Annotated in this window: 17 protein-coding genes; 7 read left to right on the top strand and 10 right to left on the bottom strand. The window is 37.1% G+C overall.

Annotated elements, in window-relative coordinates; translation table 11 throughout:
• Nucleotides 1–78: 78 nt before the first annotated feature.
• From BXY75_RS14785 to BXY75_RS14815, 7 genes are all read left to right on the top strand, one after another.
• On the top strand, nt 79–1,137 hold the full coding sequence (locus BXY75_RS14785; RefSeq protein WP_121908546.1) for a 3-oxoacyl-ACP synthase III family protein: 1,059 nt from the start codon (nt 79–81) through the stop codon (nt 1,135–1,137).
• 2 nt (nt 1,138–1,139) lie between these two features.
• A complete protein-coding gene (locus tag BXY75_RS14790; RefSeq protein ID WP_121908547.1) occupies nt 1,140–1,664 on the top strand; it encodes a methyltransferase domain-containing protein in 525 nt (174 codons plus the stop codon).
• Complete coding sequence (locus BXY75_RS14795) at nt 1,661–2,509, top strand: glycosyltransferase (protein ID WP_121908548.1); 849 nt, start codon at nt 1,661–1,663, stop codon at nt 2,507–2,509. Before BXY75_RS14790 ends, BXY75_RS14795 begins: the two co-directional genes overlap by 4 nt.
• A 67-nt stretch (nt 2,510–2,576) precedes the next feature.
• Nucleotides 2,577–3,695 (top strand): alkaline phosphatase, encoded by a 1,119-nt coding sequence (locus BXY75_RS14800; protein ID WP_121908549.1) that lies wholly within the window; start codon nt 2,577–2,579, stop codon nt 3,693–3,695.
• A 63-nt stretch (nt 3,696–3,758) separates the two neighbouring features.
• Nucleotides 3,759–4,499, top strand: a complete 741-nt coding sequence (locus tag BXY75_RS14805) for an MlaE family ABC transporter permease (RefSeq protein ID WP_211331829.1) — start codon at nt 3,759–3,761, stop codon at nt 4,497–4,499.
• Nucleotides 4,496–5,260: an ABC transporter ATP-binding protein gene (locus BXY75_RS14810; RefSeq protein WP_121908551.1), complete on the top strand. Its 765-nt coding sequence runs from the start codon at nt 4,496–4,498 to the stop codon at nt 5,258–5,260. Before BXY75_RS14805 ends, BXY75_RS14810 begins: the two co-directional genes overlap by 4 nt.
• Nucleotides 5,261–5,330: 70 nt before the next feature.
• Nucleotides 5,331–6,944, top strand: a complete 1,614-nt coding sequence (locus tag BXY75_RS14815; RefSeq protein ID WP_121908552.1) for an FG-GAP-like repeat-containing protein — start codon at nt 5,331–5,333, stop codon at nt 6,942–6,944.
• 47 nt (nt 6,945–6,991) lie between these two features.
• Here BXY75_RS14815 and BXY75_RS14820 read toward each other — a convergent pair whose 3' ends face one another.
• The 10 genes from BXY75_RS14820 to porU form a co-directional block, all read right to left on the bottom strand.
• Nucleotides 6,992–8,425, bottom strand: a complete 1,434-nt coding sequence (locus BXY75_RS14820) for a DUF389 domain-containing protein (protein ID WP_121908553.1) — start codon at nt 8,423–8,425, stop codon at nt 6,992–6,994.
• Between the two features lie 5 nt (nt 8,426–8,430).
• Nucleotides 8,431–9,510: a mannose-1-phosphate guanylyltransferase gene (locus BXY75_RS14825; RefSeq protein ID WP_121908554.1), complete on the bottom strand. Its 1,080-nt coding sequence runs from the start codon at nt 9,508–9,510 to the stop codon at nt 8,431–8,433.
• Between the two features lie 104 nt (nt 9,511–9,614).
• On the bottom strand, nt 9,615–10,211 hold the full coding sequence (locus tag BXY75_RS14830; RefSeq protein ID WP_121908555.1) for a SprT-like domain-containing protein: 597 nt from the start codon (nt 10,209–10,211) through the stop codon (nt 9,615–9,617).
• A gap of 6 nt (nt 10,212–10,217) precedes the next feature.
• Nucleotides 10,218–10,898, bottom strand: a complete 681-nt coding sequence (locus tag BXY75_RS14835; protein ID WP_121908556.1) for an SDR family NAD(P)-dependent oxidoreductase — start codon at nt 10,896–10,898, stop codon at nt 10,218–10,220.
• A gap of 54 nt (nt 10,899–10,952) precedes the next feature.
• On the bottom strand, nt 10,953–11,453 hold the full coding sequence (locus tag BXY75_RS14840) for a GNAT family N-acetyltransferase (RefSeq protein WP_121908557.1): 501 nt from the start codon (nt 11,451–11,453) through the stop codon (nt 10,953–10,955).
• An 86-nt stretch (nt 11,454–11,539) separates the two neighbouring features.
• Nucleotides 11,540–13,216 carry a pyruvate dehydrogenase complex dihydrolipoamide acetyltransferase gene (locus BXY75_RS14845; protein WP_121908558.1) on the bottom strand — a complete coding sequence of 559 codons (1,677 nt, stop codon included), beginning with the start codon at nt 13,214–13,216 and terminating at the stop codon, nt 11,540–11,542.
• A gap of 5 nt (nt 13,217–13,221) precedes the next feature.
• Entirely contained in the window at nt 13,222–14,220 is a 999-nt protein-coding gene (pdhA, locus tag BXY75_RS14850; protein ID WP_121908559.1) for a pyruvate dehydrogenase (acetyl-transferring) E1 component subunit alpha, read from the bottom strand.
• Nucleotides 14,221–14,390: 170 nt separating this feature from the next.
• Nucleotides 14,391–14,873, bottom strand: a complete 483-nt coding sequence (cdd, locus tag BXY75_RS14855; protein ID WP_121908560.1) for a cytidine deaminase — start codon at nt 14,871–14,873, stop codon at nt 14,391–14,393.
• A gap of 4 nt (nt 14,874–14,877) precedes the next feature.
• Nucleotides 14,878–16,035 carry a type IX secretion system outer membrane channel protein PorV gene (gene porV, locus BXY75_RS14860; RefSeq protein WP_121908561.1) on the bottom strand — a complete coding sequence of 386 codons (1,158 nt, stop codon included), beginning with the start codon at nt 16,033–16,035 and terminating at the stop codon, nt 14,878–14,880.
• Between the two features lie 35 nt (nt 16,036–16,070).
• Nucleotides 16,071–19,952 (bottom strand): type IX secretion system sortase PorU, encoded by a 3,882-nt coding sequence (gene porU / locus BXY75_RS14865; RefSeq protein ID WP_121908562.1) that lies wholly within the window; start codon nt 19,950–19,952, stop codon nt 16,071–16,073.
• Between the last annotated feature and the right edge of the window lie 84 nt (nt 19,953–20,036).

The raw sequence follows: 20,036 nt of genomic DNA on the forward strand, positions 1-20,036 counted from the left end.
TAGTAATTTGTTAAAGTTTCTTTATTACATGGATTGTCGGCTAAGCAGTTTTACTTACATTTAAATAAAATTTTTACAATGGGTGTTACCATTACAGGTGTTGGAAGTTATATTCCGGAAGAAGTTGCTCCTAATGAGCAATTTGAGAATCACGATTTCTTTAATGAGGATGGTTCGCGTTTCGGTCATAAAAATGATGTGATTATTGAAAAGTTTAAAGCTATTACCGGTATTGCTGAAAGGCGATACATTAAAAGCGACATGAACACTTCAGACATTGCCTCTTATGCGGCTCAAAAGGCTATAGATAGCGCAGGAATTGACCCTGAAACACTTGATTATATCATCGTTGCTCATAATTATGGAGACGTAAAACACGGATCTGTACAGAGTGATACTGTGCCTAGTATTGCTACAAGAGTTAAACATAATTTAAAAATAAAAAACCCCTCTTGTGTCGGTTATGACCTTCTTTTTGGTTGTCCGGGTTGGGTACAGAGTGTAATTCATGCTAATTCTTTTATAAAATCTGGAATTGCCAAAAAATGCCTTGTAATTGGCGCTGAAGCTTTATCTAGAGTTGTAGATCAGCACGATAGAGATTCAATGATTTATAGTGATGGTGCAGGTGCTGTTATCTTAGAAGTTACAGATTCTGAAAGTGAAATACTATCACATGAAAGCTCTACATATACATACGATGAAGCTCATTTTATTTATTTTGGGGAGTCAAATAATCAGGAGCTCACCGATACCAGGCGTTATATAAAAATGTATGGGCGGAAAATATATGAATTTGCTTTAAACCATGTTCCGGCGGCAATGAAGTCTTGTCTTGACAAGGCTAATATTCCAATTGGAGATTTAAAGAAAATATTTATACACCAGGCAAATGAAAAGATGGACGAAGCGATTATAAAACGTTTTTACGGATTATACGATCAACTTCCGCCTAAAGATATAATGCCAATGACTATCAATAAACTTGGCAACTCTAGTGTTGCTACAATCCCTACGTTATACGATTTGGTACTGCATGGAAAATTGGAAGGACATCAAATCAATAAAGGAGATATTGTAATGTTCGCAAGTGTTGGTGCCGGGATGAATATAAATGCAATTACCTATAGAGTCTGAGCATGTACGAAGGCAAATTACCAAAAAAAAGATATCGACATACTATTCAATTTTTAGAGCAAGTAATAAAACGAGATGAGAAAATTCTCGATTTAGGAGTTTCTAACCCTTTCTCTGAACTGATGACAGATAAAGGATATCAAGTAACAAATACATTGGGAGAAGATCTCGATCTCGATGTTGATATAGTAAAGCAAGGTGAATATGATGTCGTTACGGCATTTGAAATATTTGAACACCTTGTTTCACCATTTAATGTTTTGAAGGATATAAAAGCGAATAAACTCGTAGCATCTGTACCTTTAAAATTATGGTTTGCATCCGCTTATAGAAGTAAAACCGATGAACGTGACCGCCACTATCATGAATTTGAAGATTGGCAGTTTGATTGGCTTTTAGAAAAAGCAGGTTGGCGAATAAAAAAACGCGAAAAATTTACAAATCCCGTAAAGAAAATAGGATTTCGTCCTATTTTAAGAAGATTTACTCCTAGATATTATTTAGTGTATGCTGAAAGGACGGTATGAGGATTTATATTGTAATACCCGCCCATAACGAGGAAGCATATATTTCGTCTATGCTTGATTCTCTGGTGACTCAGAGTGTTTTACCAACAAAAGTGGTGGTTGTAAACGATAATTCTACAGACAAAACCCAGAGTATTATTGATACCTTTTCTTCGGAATATCCCTTTATTACCTCAATTTCAATTTCTTCGGAAGCTAAAAATGTACCGGGAAGTAAAGTTATAAATGCATTTTCTGAAGGTTATAAATTATTGGATGACGACTACGATTTGATCTGTAAGTTTGATGCAGATCTTATTTTTCCGAAGCACTATCTAGAGAATATCATTTCTACTTTCTCAACTGACCCCGAATGTGGGATGGCTGGAGGTTTTTGCTATATTGCAAATGATGATACTTGGATTCTTGAGAACCTAACAAATACAGATCATCTTAGAGGTGCCTTAAAAGCATATAGAAAAGAGTGTTTCAAGGATATTGGAGGATTAAAGAACAGCATTGGATGGGATACGGTAGATGAATTACTTGCTCAATTTCACGGCTGGAAAATAAAAACAGATCCTTCATTACATGTAAAACATCTAAAACCTACAGGAGCTTCTTATACAAAAGCTTCAAAATTTCTACAAGGGGAAGCTTTTTACAAAATGCGATATGGCCTCTTATTAACTTCAATTGCTTCCTTAAAACAAGCCTTCAGAAAAAAGAAATTTAAAGAATTTCTATTTGCACTTCAAGGATACTTCCAGGCAAAAAGCAGCAATAAGGCATTTATAGTTTCCGAAGAAGAAGGAAAATTCATTAGAAAACATCGCTGGAAGGGAATTAAAAATAAATTAACCTAAGCTTAGTAGGTTCTGTTACCAAAAAAAGGGGATTATATGTACTTTTGACCTACAAATAAAAAACTAGATGAAATTTAAGTTCACTGTAGTATTCCCAATCCTTTTTTTATTCTTCACTTCTGTTTCTTGTGTTACAGCACAAAGAACTGAGAATGTAGTATCCACCGTGACTTCACAAACGAAGCTCCCTCTCACAAAGCCAAAAAATATTATTTTATTAATAGGTGATGGAATGGGTTTAAGTGAAGTTTCAGCTAGCTTGTTCTACAATGAAAATAAAAGTAATTTTGAGAGATTCACAACGATTGGGTTGAGTAAAACTTCTTCGTCTAACGAGTTGGTTACCGATTCGGCTTCGGGTGCAACAGCACTTTCGGCAGGGGTAAAAACCTATAATGGGGCGATAGGTGTTTCCAAGGATACTATTGCGGTAGAAACAATTCTTGAAAATGTTGCTGAACGAGGTTTAGCAACGGGTTTAATCGCAACTTCCTCGATTGTTCACGCAACTCCGGCAAGTTTTTATGCGCATGTAAAAAGAAGAAGTTTGTATAATGATATTGCACTGGCTTTACCGAATTCGAAAGTAGATTTTATTGCAGGAGGAGGCCTCAAGTTTTTCAATATGAGACCTGATGGAAAAAATCTTCTTCAAGAATTCGAAAATAATGGCTTTGAAGTCAACACAACTGAATTACCTTCAGAAATTTCTGAAAAGAAACAGGCAATTATCTTAGCTGAAAATAGCATGCCAAAAATGACTGAAGGGCGAGGTGATTTTTTACCTAACGCAACAGCCTTAGGCTTAAAAAAATTGTCAAAAAACCCCAATGGTTTTTTTATTATGATCGAAGGATCTCAAATAGACTGGGGTGGTCATGATAACGATGCCGAATATTTAATCGCTGAACTTATAGATTTTGATAAAGCGATTGGCGTGGCTTTGGATTTTGCCAAGAATGATGGAGAGACTTTGGTTATAGTAACTGCAGATCATGAAACTGGCGGATTTACCTTAGCTGCAGACGGAATGGATTACAATAAAATAGTTCCAACTTTCTCGACCGGAGGGCATTCAGCAACGATGGTTCCTGTATTTGCTATAGGGCCGGGGGCAGCTTTGTTTGGAGGAGTCTATGAGAATACCGAGATATACCACAAAATGATGACATTGTTATCAAAATAATGCATCGATGGATTTGTACGTGTTCATCTATAAAATTGCTACATTAGCGATACTATAAATACTATGAAATATATAGAAGATATTGGTTCTTATTTTATGATGCTTGGCAAAGTATTTAGCAGTCCTACTAAAACTTCTGTTTTAAAGGAACTGATTTTTAAGGAAATTAATGACTTAATTATCGGCTCACTAGGAATTGTTGCTTTCATCTCTTTCTTTGTTGGTGGAGTAATTGCTATACAAACCGCATTGAATATGGATAATCCATTAATTCCCGATTACCTGGTAGGATTTGCTACCCGGCAGTCGGTAATTTTGGAGTTCGCACCTACCTTTATGTCAATCATTATGGCAGGAAAAGTAGGGTCATTTATTACATCGAGCATAGGTTCAATGCGAGTTACGGAGCAAATTGATGCCTTGGAGGTTATGGGAATCAACTCGTTGAATTACCTTGTATTTCCTAAGATTGTTGCATTACTCTTTTATCCATTTGTGATTGCAATTTCAATGTTTTTAGGAATATTGGGTGGCTGGGTCGCTGGCGTATATGGTGGATTTACCTCTTCGGCTTCCTTTGTTCAAGGTCTTCAAGAAGAGTTTATACCATTTCATATAGTCTATGCCTTTCTTAAAACTATGATTTTCGCCTTTATTCTTGCAACGGTACCATCTTGGCAGGGGTATTATATGAAAGGTGGCGCATTGGAAGTAGGTAAAGCCAGTACAAATTCATTTGTGTGGACCAGTGTACTTATTATTCTTTCAAATTATATTGTAACCCAACTCCTTTTAAGCTCATGATCAAGATAGAAAACATAAAAAAGAGTTTTGGTGATGAAGAAATTCTAAAAGGTATTACAACCACCTTTGAAAAAGGGAAGACAAATCTTATTATCGGCCAGAGTGGAAGTGGAAAAACAGTAATGTTGAAATGTTTAATAGGTTTATTCCAACCTGAAGAAGGTCGAATTTATTACGAAGACAAAGCCATTCAGGATATGAATGATGATGAACAGCGAACCTTAAGAGAAGAAATTGGGATGTTATTTCAAGGAGGGGCACTTTTTGATTCAATGAATATTGAGGATAATGTAATGTTCCCGTTACGGATGTTCAGTAGTCAAAAAAAGAGTGAAATGCTTACCCGAGTGAACGAAGTCTTAAAACGCGTGAATCTCGAAAATGTGAATAAAAAATTCCCCGCAGAAATTTCCGGAGGAATGCAAAAAAGAGTTTCCATTGCAAGGGCTATTGTAAATAATCCGAAATATTTGTTTTGTGATGAACCAAATTCAGGACTCGATCCAAGAACCGCAACTGTAATCGACAATCTTATTCAGGAAATTACACACGAATATAACATAACAACTATTGTGGTTACCCACGATATGAATTCAGTAATGGAGATTGGAGAAAATATTGTGCTTTTAAAAAATGGCCTTCTTGTATGGCAGGGAACTAAAGAAGATATTTTTAAAACCGACAATGAGGATGTGACCAAATTTGTATATTCTTCCGATCTTTTTAAGAAAATTAGAGATATTCAGATCTCTGAGCAGTAGATTTTTTCGCTAACTATATGCGAATCAATTATTTTCCTTTATTTTTATCAAGAATATAAACTTGCTCGATATGAAAAAAAATATACTTATTCTCTTGGCCTTCATAGGATCTGCTTCACTTATGGCTCAGGTAACTTTTACAGATCGAAGTGACTTATTAAGCAACCATCCCGATAATTCAGAAATAGGAGTCGATATGAACGGTGATTATTTAGATGACTATACTAGGGTTTCAGAAAATGGAATAAGTATTGATTATCAAATGGCAGGCGAAACATTTAATTCGGTTTGGATTCCAATGACAATCGACTTTAAACCAGACTGGAGCGCCGCAGCCGGTGATCTAGATGGGAACGGATACAACGATCTAGTCCTGGGAAATGTGCAAAAAGTATCTTTCTTAATGGCGAATAACGATGGAACAGCTTATACACTTGCTATCCATCCAGAATATATCTTTTCTCAACGGTCTACCATGGCCGATATTGACAATGACGGAGATCTGGATACTTTTGTATGCCATGATGTCGCCTTAAGCCACCCCTATCGCAATGATGGATCAGGGAATATGACCTTAGATCAAACACTTATACAAACAATTAGTGCACCTGGTAATTATGCCGCAATATGGGTAGATTACGACAACGATGGAGATCAAGACATGTATTTAACAAAATGTCGCAGTGGTGCACCTCCAGGAGATCCATATAGAGATAATGCAATGTATACCAATGATGGCACAGGAGTTTTTACTGAAAATGCATTGGATATTGGGATGAGAGATAATTCGCAATCATGGGCAACGGTGTTTGAAGATTTTGACAATGATGGAGATTTCGATGCTTTCATCGTAAATCACGATTTCAAAAATAAATTCATGTTAAATGACGGTACCGGAAATTATTCCGATATCATCGATTCTACCAATATTGACCCTAACGATTTAGGAGCTTGGGAAAATCAGGCAGGGGATTTTAACAATGATGGATTTGTGGATATTTTTTCTGAACTATCTAAAGAACTTTATATTAATAATGGAGATCTAACATTTACTCCACAAGACCTCCAATTCGACGAAGGAGCTGTTGGAGACTTTAACAATGATGGATTTCTAGATGTTGTAAACGACGGTCATCTATACTTGAACGATGGAAATTCAAACAATTATGTGAAATTTATTTTGGAAGGCACCGATAGTAACCTTAACGGAATTGGCGCACGAATAGAAATAATGGGAAGCTGGGGAATGCAAATTAGAGAAGTGCGTTCTGGACAAGGCTTTAGTCATATGAATTCATTAGCTGCACATTTTGGAATTGGAACAAGTTCAACAATTGATCAAGTGATTGTTCGCTGGCCGTCTGGAAATGTGGATGTTATCGATAACCCAAATATTAACGAACAACATGTTATTGTAGAAGGGAGTAATCCTTTGGCAGTAACCCAATTTGAAATAGAGGGCTTACGATTGTTTCCTAACCCTGCTTCAGATGTGCTGAACTTTTCACTTAAAGGCTTAGAGAATAAACCAGTTACAATTATTGATTTAAATGGGAAAGTAATCAAAAATACATCTATCTCTTCAGAAAACGACATAAACGTTTCTTCTCTAGATAGCGGTGTTTACTTTGTTCAACTAGAAATTGAAAAGCAAGTCGTTAGCTATAAATTTTTAAAACAGTAAAAACATTTATACATATAAAAAAAGGCGCTTATCGGCGCCTTTTTTTATTAATTATACTCAACAATACTCAAGGTATCCAGTTTAAGTTTAAACCTAAGCCATTGATCCAGTTTTTGCATTTTTTCTTGTCTTACTTTTGAAGAAACATCTTTTTTCCACCTAACATTTATAACAGGGAGTGTATCTGTTTTTGTGAAGTTAGTAGTAATCTTATTCGAATAACTGAAGGTTTCCAATTCATCATAATTAATCTTTACCTCATCACTTAGTTCTTTGAAAGGAAATTCTCTTACCTTCAAATTAGTAATTTCATTTTCCAAAAACTGAATCCTGTCATCTTTATCCCTAATTGCTTGTTCATTTTTAACATAGAGATCTTCAAGTATACCGGCCTTTACTTCTCCCGATAATCTTTCTGCCAATGCTCCACTTTGATCTGCTCCCTGATACACTCTTAAATTTACTTCCTCAAGTTTATCGGTCTTTTTCAACTTTGTATTCCATTCACTAATAATTCTTTGAGGTACCGGCAAACCAATAAAGTAAACATCAATATTTTGGGTTTCAAAATCCTGAGTGAATTTCACCACTTCCGCTCCATCATATTTAACGATCGTATTTACAAATTCCTTCGCTCTATTTTCAAAAACCTGTACTTTCAAAAGATTGAGAAACAAAATAACACTAGGAACCATTACCACCAAAGCGATCAAGGAAGCTAGTTGAGCAATACGCCTTCTACGTTGAGAATTCGCATATCGAACCATTGGAAATCTCAATAATTTGGAAACAATAAAAGTGGCTAATGCTATAAAAACCGCATTAATTGAGAAAAGATAAATCGCCCCTCCCGCATAAGACATATTGCCTATTGCCAATCCGTATCCAACAGTACATAAAGGCGGCATAAGTGCTGTAGCAATTGCAACTCCAAAGATTACACTGGCAATAGTTCCACTCTTGGTTTTTGCAACAATAAGTCCCAAACCACCGAAAATAGCAACTAAAACGTCCAAAATAGTAGGATACGTTCTCGCCAGAAGTTCTGGTGTTTCTTCCGTTAATGGTGACAATTTGAAGTATAAAAAGGCCGTTAATACACTCAAAAACACCATTACGCCTAAATTCAGTAAGGATCTTCTAAGTGTCTCTATATCATTAATTGCAACCGACAACCCTATTCCCACAATCGGCCCCATAAGTGGTGAAATTAACATGGCACCAATTACAACAGCGGTACTACTAACATTAAGTCCGATGGAAGCCACAAAGATTGAAAAGATTAGAATCCATGCAGTATGCCCTTTAAAGGGGATATCTTTCTTTACAGCTTCAATAGTAGCATCACGGTCTGAATCGGAACGGATATCGAATAGTTCTTTTAAAAACTTCTTGATGCTCGCAACCGCGGTGAGTCTAGACACTTCCAATTGCTCTTCATTTGGTGTAATATTTATGTTATTATTTTCTGAAGTCCCCATAGATTCTAAGTATAATTTTCACCAAATGCTTCCGATATTTCTCCTAACAATTTTTTAATTTCTTGTTCTTTTTTCTTCGGAAATAATAGCAGAACATTCTCAGTGTCCACTACAATATAATTATCAATTCCATCTATCACTACTAACTTTTCCGAAGCTGTAGAAATCATATTTCCTTCGGCGTTAATAAGATGCGTTTTTGCTCTAACCACTGCGTTTTCATTATTTTCTTTCGGCAACTTATCATATAATGCACCCCAGGTTCCCAAATCATTCCAGTCGAAAGAAGCCCTTTTAACATAGACATTTTTTGCTTTTTCCATAATCCCGTAATCAATCGAAATGTCCTCTGAACTCCCGTAATTATGATTTATAAACTCCGTTTCTTCCGAAGTATTATAAACCGAATTCCCTTCAGAAAAAAGTTGTGACATCAAAGGTAAATAACGCTCGAACGATTTCACAATACTCTCAACACTCCAAATAAAAATACCGGCATTCCACACAAAATTCCCTTCTGCTATAAACTTTTTAGCTGTTTCATAATCCGGCTTTTCCCGAAACTGAAGCACCCGCTTTATAGCAGACCTATCGGTTTTATCACTTTCGATATAACCATAGCCAGTATTCGGAAATGTAGGAGAAATTCCCAAAGTAATCAACATTTCCTTTTGCTTAGCTTCACTAAAACATTCTTCAACATCCTTAGCAAAGGCAAGCTCGTCTTCAATCCAATGATCACTAGGAGCCACCAACATCACAGCGTTCGGATTCTGTTTCTTTATTTTCAATGCCGAAAGTAAAATACAAGGTGCTGTATTTCGCATAGCAGGTTCAAGTATGACTTGCGCCTTTGTGATTTCAGGTAGCTGCTCAAGCGTAATATCCAAATAACGATTATTAGTAAGTATGTAGATATTCTTGGAGGGTACCATTTTATTGAGCCTCGAAAATGTTTTCTGAATAAGGGTTTGCCCCGATCCCAACATATCGTGAAACTGCTTCGGAAAATCAGCCCGACTCACAGGCCAGAATCGTGATCCGATTCCTCCCGCCATAATAACTGCATAGTTGTCCTTATTCATATATTTCCTTCAATTACAGACTGTACTCCAATATAATCAATGTGTTAACCAACTTCTATTTTTATAATGTAAAAAGATCATTAAATTTAGAATTAGAACAAGGTCTACTTTAAAAATTCCACCTCAGCATTCGGATTGAAAAGATACATTCTTCCCGTTGCTACTTCCAAACATTCATACCGTTTTACACGCTGATTACCTCTTTTAAAAATCTTGCCGTTGTACAATCTAAAATGACCTCCCAAAGGTATTTCAAATATATAATTTTTATCGTTTTCAGGATCATATTGTTTTAATGCCAATGCCAAACGTGTATCGGTGTCACTCGTAGCCTTCGGATTCTTAAAATGTATTGCAAGTAAAGGTAAAAGGTGAGTTGGAAATATTTCAGGGCGAATAAATGGCAGCATCAATTGCTGGAAAGTACGTTTCCATTCCAGCCCATGTGGTTTTATCAGTCTTCCGTATTTCTGAAAAGCAACAAGATGCGCTATTTCATGAATCAATGTGATAAAAAACCTGTATCTATTCAAATTGGCATTCACCGTTATTTGATGGTCCCCGTCTGGAAGTTTTCTATAATCTCCATGTCGACTTACCCTTTCATTGACGATTTTTAAGTGAACATGATTACGTTTTATCAACTCAAATGTTGGAACAACAGCGGCCTCCGGGATATATTTTTCGAGAACTTCTGTCATAAGTGATCATGGTGTTGAACTGGAAACCTGTAAGATTTTCCCGTTGTAATATTTATTTCCGTTAAGCGAAAAATCGTAAATATAATCCGCCATTTCTATTGCTGTTAAAGGTGCTTCATAACCAGGAAACGCTTCAGCAAGCATTTCTGTCTGTACCGCGCCTAAGGCCAATGCATTAAAGGATGGCCCAGTTTCTTTATACTCTTCCGCCAGTAACTCGGTTAATGTCAATACCGCCCCTTTACTACTACTATAAGCACTTAAACCAGGAAACTTCATGCTACCCTGTATACCACCCATACTGCTAATCGTGAGTACATGTCCTTCCGAAGCCATAAAAGGCAGGACCGCCTGTGTAAGTGCTGCTACACCAAAGACATTTACTTCATAAACACGCTTAAAGTCTGTTATTTGTATTTCTGAAAAAGGAGCGTTCACTAATAAACCTGAATTATGGATTAAAACATCAACCTTCTTCCAGTTCTTTTCTATAAATTCTGAAACTTTCGTAATATCTGAAACCTTCGTAATATCGAAAGAAAAAGAATGACAATTAGCTAGCTTTAGATTAGTAACCGGGCCAACATTCCTAGAAAGAGCCAACACATTATGACCAGCTTTCGAAAATTTCTTCGCGAGCTCGAACCCAATACCTCGACTAGTTCCTGTAATAATTATATTCTTCATCGCTTAAAGATAAGTAAATCCCATAATTTTAATTCCAGCATATTAACACATGCCTTATTTTCGCACTAATTCAAACCTTTGATTCATACAATCGAGTTCTTTACAGTAATATTCCTTCACCGGCTGCATTAGCTTGCTGAGGATTTTCAAAGAGCCTAAATTTGAAACATTAGCATCAGCTGTAATTTTCTCCAATTTAAGTTGGTCAAAACTATACTGAATAACCCCTTCTGCGGTCTCGGTTCCATATCCCTGTTTCCAATGCTTTTCCCTTAACCTATATCCTAGTTCTTTATCACCATCTTCATTAGTTAGCAACATTGCTATTCCTATAAATTCCACATTTTCTTTGAGATCAATAGCCCAATATATACGATCTGTATGTTCTTTATAGAGTTTAATAAGATCTTCAAGTTTCTCGTCACTTTCGGCTCTGGACATAGCCTCCAACGGAATGGGATTCATAACTTTCGCATTCCCTTGAAGATCAAAAAAGAGCTCCTTGTCGTCTGCTGTTAATTCTCTGATAATTAATCTTTCAGTCTCAAAAATCATTTCTTATGGCTAAAGTTTATAACAAATCCCGTTATTTTCAGAAAAACTGAACCTAACGGGATGTTTTTTACTGATGAGACAACTGTTTATACAAACATTGAAACAGGATTCTCTATATATTTTTTAAGTGTTTGCAGGAATTGGGCACCTGTAGCGCCGTCAACCGTTCTATGATCACAAGCAAGCGTAACGGTCATTGTATTTCCTACCACGATTGCTCCATCTTTTACAACAGGCTTTTCAACAATAGTTCCTACCGATAAAATTGCAGAATTAGGCGCATTTATAATAGATGTAAATTCTTTAATTCCAAACATTCCAAGATTAGAAACAGTAAAAGTACTTCCTTCCATTTCGGCTGGAGTGATCTTCTTGTTTCTTGCCTTGCCGGCCAATTCTTTTACATTGGCTCCAATTTGAGAGAAAGTCATCTGATCAGCAAATTTCAATACCGGAACAAGCAAACCTTCATCAACTGCCACCGCAACACCAACATGAATATGTTTAGCGATTCGAGTGCTATCTGTTGTCCATTGACTATTCACTTTAGGATGCTTTCGCAATGCCATAGCACAAGCTTTCACCACCATATCATTAAATGAGATCTTAACATCCGGATCTTCATTAATCGATTTACGAACAGCCATTGCGTGATCCATATCCAACTCTACCGTTAAATAATAATGTGGCGCGGTAAATTTAGATTCTCCAAGACGTTTGGCAATAGTCTTACGCATTTGAGAGTTTTTAATTTCCTCAAAGCTTTCTTCTCCTGTTGCAACATAAGCAGCCGTAGCAGCTTGTCCGGAAGCTTGCGCCTGTGGTTGATAATTTTCGATATCGCTTTTTACAATACGTCCATTTTCACCACTACCCGTTACATGAGTAAGGTTGATTCCTTTATCTTCTGCCATTTTTTTAGCAAGAGGGGAAACAAATATGCGTCCACCATCGGCTGTTTTAGCAAGCTGGGGAGTTGATTTATCTTCTTTAGTAGTTGTATTTTTTTCTTCGGAAGTATTTGCTGCTTTTGATGTAGCAGAAGATTCTTTTTCTTCAGACTTGGTTGAAGCTGTATCCTTTTTAAGGGATCCGGTAATTCCACTAACGTCGGTTCCTTTCGGGCCAACAATCGCTAGTAACGAATCTACCGCTGCCGATTCTCCTTCTTTTATTCCAATTTTAAGCAGGGTTCCATTATAGAACGACTCGAATTCCATCGTAGCCTTATCAGTTTCGATTTCTGCGAGAATATCGCCTTCTTCGATCAAATCGCCTTCCTTTTTTAACCATGTCGCCACAGTACCTTCGGTCATCGTATCACTTAGCCTTGGCATTGTGATCACTTCTACCCCTTTTGGCAGGTCGTTTGTATTTTTTTCTTTTGCTTCGGAAGTATTCGCAACTTCTTTTGCACTTTTAGTATCAACAGCATCTTTTGTAGGAGCAGCAGCCTCTTTTTTCGCTTCCGAAGAACTTTCCGAAGACTTACCACCACCACTAACAAGAGCTGAAATATCTTCCCCTTTCTCACCGATTATGGCTAGTAAGGTGTCCACAGGAGCCGTATTTCCTTCCTGAATCCCAATATGAAGCAATATTCCATCGTGGAAGGATTCAAATTCCATGGTTGCTTTGTCAGTTTCGATTTCTGCAAGAATATCACCTTCATTAATCTTGTCTCCCACCTTTTTCAACCAGGTGGCGACAGTTCCTTCTTCCATTGTATCGCTCAAACGCGGCATGTTAATTACTTCTGCCATATCAATTATAATTTATGAGGTAAAAATGGATAGTCTTTCTGATCGTATACAACATCGTACATAACATTCTTCTCCGGATAAGGAGACTCGTCTGCAAATTTTTCGCATGCTGCCACCATGTCTTTTACTTTCTTATCGACCTTTTTAATTTCAGCTTCTGTAGCCCATTTCTTTTTATAAATCTCATGTAGCACATACGAAATAGGATCTTCTTCCTGCTTCTTTGCAACTTCCTCTTTAGTTCTATAATGTTGCGCATCACTCATTGAATGACCTCGGTAACGATAGGTCCGGATTTCAAGAAAAGTTGGACCATCACCGCGTCTAGCGCGTTGTATGGCTTCGTCCATTTCTTTCGCCACTACCTCTGGTTTCATACCATCCACTGGCTTACAAGGCATTTCGTAGCCAAGTCCGAGTTTGTATATATCTGTATGATTTGCAGTTCTTGCAACCGATGTACCCATAGCATAGCCGTTATTTTCACAGCAAAATACCACTGGAAGCTTCCAAAGCATAGCAAGATTAAAAGTTTCATGTAAAGATCCTTGACGTACAGCACCATCACCCATAAAGGTTAGGGTTACTGCATCACTTCCCTGATACTTATCGCCAAATGCCAGACCGGCACCCAACGGAATTTGTCCACCAACGATCCCATGACCGCCATAAAAACGATGTTCTTTTGAAAAAATATGCATAGACCCACCAAGACCTTGAGAAGTACCTGTAGCCTTACCATACAATTCTGCCATCACTCGTTTTGGATCCACGCCCATACCAATTGGTTGTACGTGATTTCGATAGGCCGTGATCATTTTATCCTTAGTAAGATCCATAGCATGAAGTGATCCTGCTAAAACCGCTTCCTGCCCATTGTATAAATGCAGAAAACCTCTTACTTTTTGATTAATATATACCTGCGCAAGTTTATCTTCAAATTTGCGCCAGAATAGCATGTTTTCATACCAATCAAGGTATGTCTGTTTGGTTATTTTCTTCATGTATCAATTGTAATAGTTTCCGAAGGGAAACACATTGAACGAATAACAAAAATAGCATATTAAACAGTTCTACAAAAGAAGTAGAAGTTTAAATTCCATTTCTAAAATTACTTAACTAGAAAATTATATAAAGATTGAGACTGAAATAGGATATAAGATCCATTTCTTGGTTAAAGTGATGAACCATCGAACATAAGCGGCAAGAGATCATTCACTGAATTTGATTTCATTACTTTCCCACTTTCGCCCATAAAATAGATGGCGATTGGTGTTTTCTGGTTGACTTCATATTCGGCTAGTGCCTGACGACAGCCACCACAAGGTGCTATAGGAGTTGTAAGCACTTGTTTTAAGGATCTGGCAGAGATAGCCAAATTTACTATCGTTTCTCCCGGAAACAATGCTCCTGCCTGATAAACCGCCACTCTTTCAGCACAAAGTCCGGAAGGAAATGCAGCGTTTTCCTGATTATTCCCTTGAATTATTTTTCCAGATTCCAATTGAAGGGCTGCACCAACCTTAAAATGCGAATAAGGCGCATAAGCATTTTCACGTGCTTCATGCGCCTTAATCATTAATTTTTGAATGTCTTCAGAAAGTTCCGATACTAAATCAAAAACTTCTAAATGTGTTTCAATAGTGTGTTTTTTCAAATGTCTAGTATTCGTCGTATTCGTCTCCGAAGTTAAACGTTAAACCAAATCGTAAGCTTCCTTCTAACGGACTTACCACTTTGGAAGTTGAGAACAAGTAGGATACATCAAAATTAATCGTTGTATATCTGAAACCTGCTCCTAGTGAAAGGAATTTTCTAGATCCAGCTTCTTCTGCCTCGTTAAAATAACCCAGTCTAAAAGCAAATGAATCCTGATACCAGTATTCTGCACCTAATGCCCATACATACTCTTTTAACTCGTTATCTCCATCACCAAATGATGAGAACATCCCGCTAAAGAAACTTTCGTTATAATAATCATCATTTCTGTCGATTGATCCATCGTTATTAGAATCACTTGGTGTTGGCACCAATAGTTTATCTATTTCTACAGAAACTCCAACTTTGTTGTACTCGTCTAAAATAAAGTCGAATCCACCACCAAGAGCAAGATTGGTTGGAAGGCTACTTTCAGAACCTGAGTCATCATATTTAATCTTTGGTCCAATATTAGAAACATTAAATCCAAGTCTCCATCGACCGTCGAAATCGTTATAAGCAATCTCTTCACTCTGATAGTAACCAGCAACATCTACTGCAAATGAACTTGCGGCTCTTCCTTCGCTAGTCGCTGACTGACCTAGTTTTAAATCTGAATTGATAAATCGTCCGGCAACTGCCATAGAGAAACGTTCGCTCAATCGAAGTGAGTAAGAAACATCAAACATCAATTCGTTTGGCTTCACAATTAAAGCTTCCTGATCTGGAGTGTCTCTCAATTCGATTTCACCTGCGCTAAAATAGCGGAAACTCACTCCTACTGCACTTCCTTCGGAAAGACGGTTGTAATAGGTTATGTTTCCGAGGAAAATATCATTTACCAGTTTACTTAGGTAAGGCGTATAAGTTACCCCAATCCCTTGTTTATTTAATGCAAAAGCATACTTAGCAGGGTTCCACTGCTGTGAAAAGGCATCTGAAGAAGTAACAACTCCAATATCTCCCATTCCTGCTGCACGAGCATCTCCTGCAATTAAAAGAAATGGAACTCCGGTGGTAATTACCCCTTGAAGCGATCCAGTTTCTGGCGCCGGATCAGTCTGAGCTGAGGCTTTAAATGTTATAAGTGCTAATAAAATTGGAATAAAAACTTTCTTCATGAGGTTCAAATTTTGGACAAATATAATTTTAATTTTTAAAGGATGACAAGTTTTTCAAATTTTTCAACTCGCTTATTTGTTAACGTGGATTTAACAGTTATCTTATAAATGTATACTCCTTTCCCTATTCTATCGCCAAAATCATCTCTTCCGTTCCAGGTAATTCTTCTGGATAAATAGGAACCTTCGGCAGCTAATGTTTCACTTTTTGACCAAACTACCTTCCCTGTCACAGTAAATACTTGCACCTGCACATCTAAAGGTTCATAAGGACGATTGTGGTTAAACCAAAATTCGGTATAATCTACAAAGGGGTTAGGATAATTGAGCACTTTGGTTATTTCGATAGCATCTCCACCGGCAACAATAAACTGGATTTCTGCAGTACTAGAGTTGTTGTATACATCCCATGCTTTTAGGGTAAGTGTATGGAGTCCATCTTCCAGATCTCGTAATTTATAATTTAAGGCCCCTTTCGAATAATCGTCAACATCTGCCTGATAGTACTCATTTAAAACAAATGGATTAGACTCATCACCATCAAGTATGGCAATCATATCATGTCCAATTCCGCTGGAAGTATTAAGACCATTTTCATCTGCCAATTTCGCCAATAAGATTGGAGATTCGTTGGTTATTCCTCCGGAAACAAAACTTTCATCGTTCATAAAAAGTTGAATGCGAGGCCCCTGATTATCCTCTGGAGCATCTTCATTGAGCCCTCCCATTGAAATATCGAGGTTCACTCCCGATTGATCTTCAAGAATACCATTTCTACTGGAATACAAACTAACTCTTCCTTTTCCGATTGGGATTTGGGTATCCCTAGGCATGACATATTCAAATTCGAATGTACCACTCGATATTGTTGCTTTTCCATTAAAAAGAGATTCTCCCAGCGTTTTAAATTGCATAATAAAATTATTGAAATTTCCATCATTCGATAATGTCTGTCTCTGAATATCCTTATCAAATATTTTTGCTTGAAGAACGCCATTATAATTCGTTAATAAATTTCCTTGTTCATCTACAACCACTCCTTTCATCGATACTCGATCTAAAGCCCTAAGATTTCCAGTAAATTGGGAAACAGGCACACCGTTAACTTCAGTTAATCGTATTTCTCGCTTCGGAAATGCCAGGTGTAGCGCAGGATCTCCAATAAAAAACACCACTCTACGTTCCGGGGTTATTAATGTATTCTTACTTAATCGCAATCCTTCTGCAGGGGTATTTGGAGTGTTGGTGCCAAAACCAAAAAGTTGATCGGCCAAGGAGTCATTAAACACAATACCCAAACCAATACTAATTGACCTAGTAGTAGTAAGCAATGAGATAGCCCCACCTTCTCTATTCTGATAGGTAAGTTCACCTGCCGTAATTCGTAAAGGGTTATCGAATTTTGAAAATTCGCAAGTCACTGTAACGATACACGGGTATCGATTCGTATTTTTTAAGTTCTTTGCAATTTCTTTGGTATAAATAAACTCTGCTGCCAGACCATCCTCGCCTCCATGACCAAAGTAATCTACAATCACCGCACCGAGCTCAATATTATTTATGATAGCCTCATTTACCTGTGGATACCTTTGACCACCTGCCGATGTTTCTTGCTGATAGGCATCACTATGTATCTTTTTTACATTTACAAACGGTTTTTCATCCGAGATCCTATCTCCTAAAGCATCCAGATTAACTTCTAAGGTCCATTCATTATCTTGATCTAGATCATCTGAGATTAACAGAAAATTATTTCGCCAATTCCCGTATGACTCTTTCGATGAGTACGCTATAACCTTATCTACCATTGCATTAGCGAGCCCCACTTCATCCACTACCATTCTACCCACAGCAATATCCAGTTTTTCAGGACCATACATTAGCCCTTCATCATCTAGTTCTGTAGCACCCATCATTCCGAAGAAATCATCAGACATATAAGAATCATGCGTGCTTCCGCTATAAAGCGTATGATAGGTTGGAACAATATTGTTGTTATTTTTGAGTCTGTTTTTATAATCGACAGAGGTGTCACCGAATAGGTTCAAATACTTAATTCTTTTATCCGCGGAAGAAGCATTTTCATAAATATAGCGTACAAAATTTCGAATGGCGCTTAAATCTTGTTTTCCGGAGCTAAACTCTTCATAAATTTTATCGGTAGTAACCACTTTTACATTTAAACCGTATACATTTTTATGATGATTAGCCAATCGTAATGCGGGTTGAATTAAAAAAGGAGCCGTCACAATCAGATAATCAATGTCCTTAAAGTTTCCTGCCTCATCGTTGAATATTGTTCCTTTTAAGTTCTGATTAGGTATCTGAGAAGGAGATATTTGAATAGGTTCAAAATAATTATTCGGATTCACAGCGACGTACTTTCGCAATTCACCCATGGTCGCTTTAAATGAAAAGACATCTCCGGTTTCATTGGACTTCGCATTAATAAAACCTTTGTTTGTTATGTCCCAAACCTGAGAAAACTGAGTGGCATTTGATATCTGATACTCACCAGTACCTGATAATGTACTCACATTATTATTTTGAAATTTTAACTGCCCTTCTACTCCTTTAAGTTGTCGTAAACCCTGTATTCCTATATAGTCCAGATATCCTATTCCAGAAGGATTTCCACTATTATTGTAAGCAAGGTCAATTTTTAAATTCCCATCCCCGGGAGGTGGAAAATCTTCTCTATAATCATCAGTTGTTAAAACCAATTGAAAATTCCCAACCGGTCCAAAGCTTAAGGGATCGACACTGGCGCCGTTAATGGATACGGCCATTGAGGTCATTACTTCCGAAACTGCCCCTGCCTTTATCACAATATGCATAGGCTCTACATTAGTCACAATATTTGGAAAGTTAAATTCGAAACTTTGCTCGCTTTCTATATCAAACCTGTTACCCATCCATCTTCTACCTACAAGACCCGGACTATTTTCATCCAGTTCATGAAATTGATAATCATGAAAATCTGTAATAGTGATATTTGGAGCCGAAGTCGGTTCAACCATGGCCTGCACTCTTAATCCGGGTGCTCCATCGGCTGTCACGTAATAGTAGCTGTCATCACTGTACGGATTCACATTGGTGTCGTTAATTGGAGTCGCAATACTTGTGAATGTGTCTTCTGTATCATCGTATCCTCTTACCCCTATCCCATAAAAGAGCACAGCATCACTGCCATCAAACGAGCCATCTTCCTCTCCTAAAACTTGAATAGCATTTTGGGGTATATCGAATTCTGTATTATATCTATTTCGATACGGTAACGGCAATCCTCCATGTCCGTAAACTTTAATAGTTCTTGGGTCGATACCGTCGGTGTTCATTCCAAGATCGTTTAAAAAATTCTTGTCTAATCTGTAAATACCTGTTTGGTCGATCTTAAACTTATACCATGAGCCAGTCGCTAATACAGAATTACTTAATTGCAAAGGTCGCTGCCCGATATTGGCATTCGATTTATTGTAATTTACGCTGAAAGAAAGTACTTTTTTATATAGACCATTCTGATTTATTACGGGAGAAACACTAACACTGGTGTAGATTTTATCCCTTCCTTTATGACTTTGAATGGAAAATTGAAGTGAGTTTGGTACTTGTGAAGTTTTAATTTTTTTTAATTCTTCTGAAGAAATAGTACCATATTGTATATTACTAAGTCTCAAAGAAGTGGGATTAGCCAGGCCGGTATCTTCCCAAGTATCGGTAAAAATTGAAAAATCTTGGCTAAGGTAGCCTTGGTGTACTTTAACTGCTTTTCCAATAGCTTCGGAAGACACTTTAGCTCCCTGATAGCCTGTAGTTTGGGAAGTATCATCCAACCAAGTAATCGAAATATTTTTGGTCTGCGCCTTCAGAAGAAAAGGCAATATTAACAGACTTATAAGTAGTATCTTTTTTTTCATTAGTATCAATAACGTTGCAAATATACACTTAGTATTATAAGAGGATTCAAAGTTAATTTTATTAATAAACTAAATAATAATATT

The sequence above is a fragment of the Ulvibacter antarcticus genome (genome assembly GCF_003688405.1).
Taxonomy (GTDB): Bacteria; Bacteroidota; Bacteroidia; order Flavobacteriales; family Flavobacteriaceae; genus Ulvibacter; species Ulvibacter antarcticus.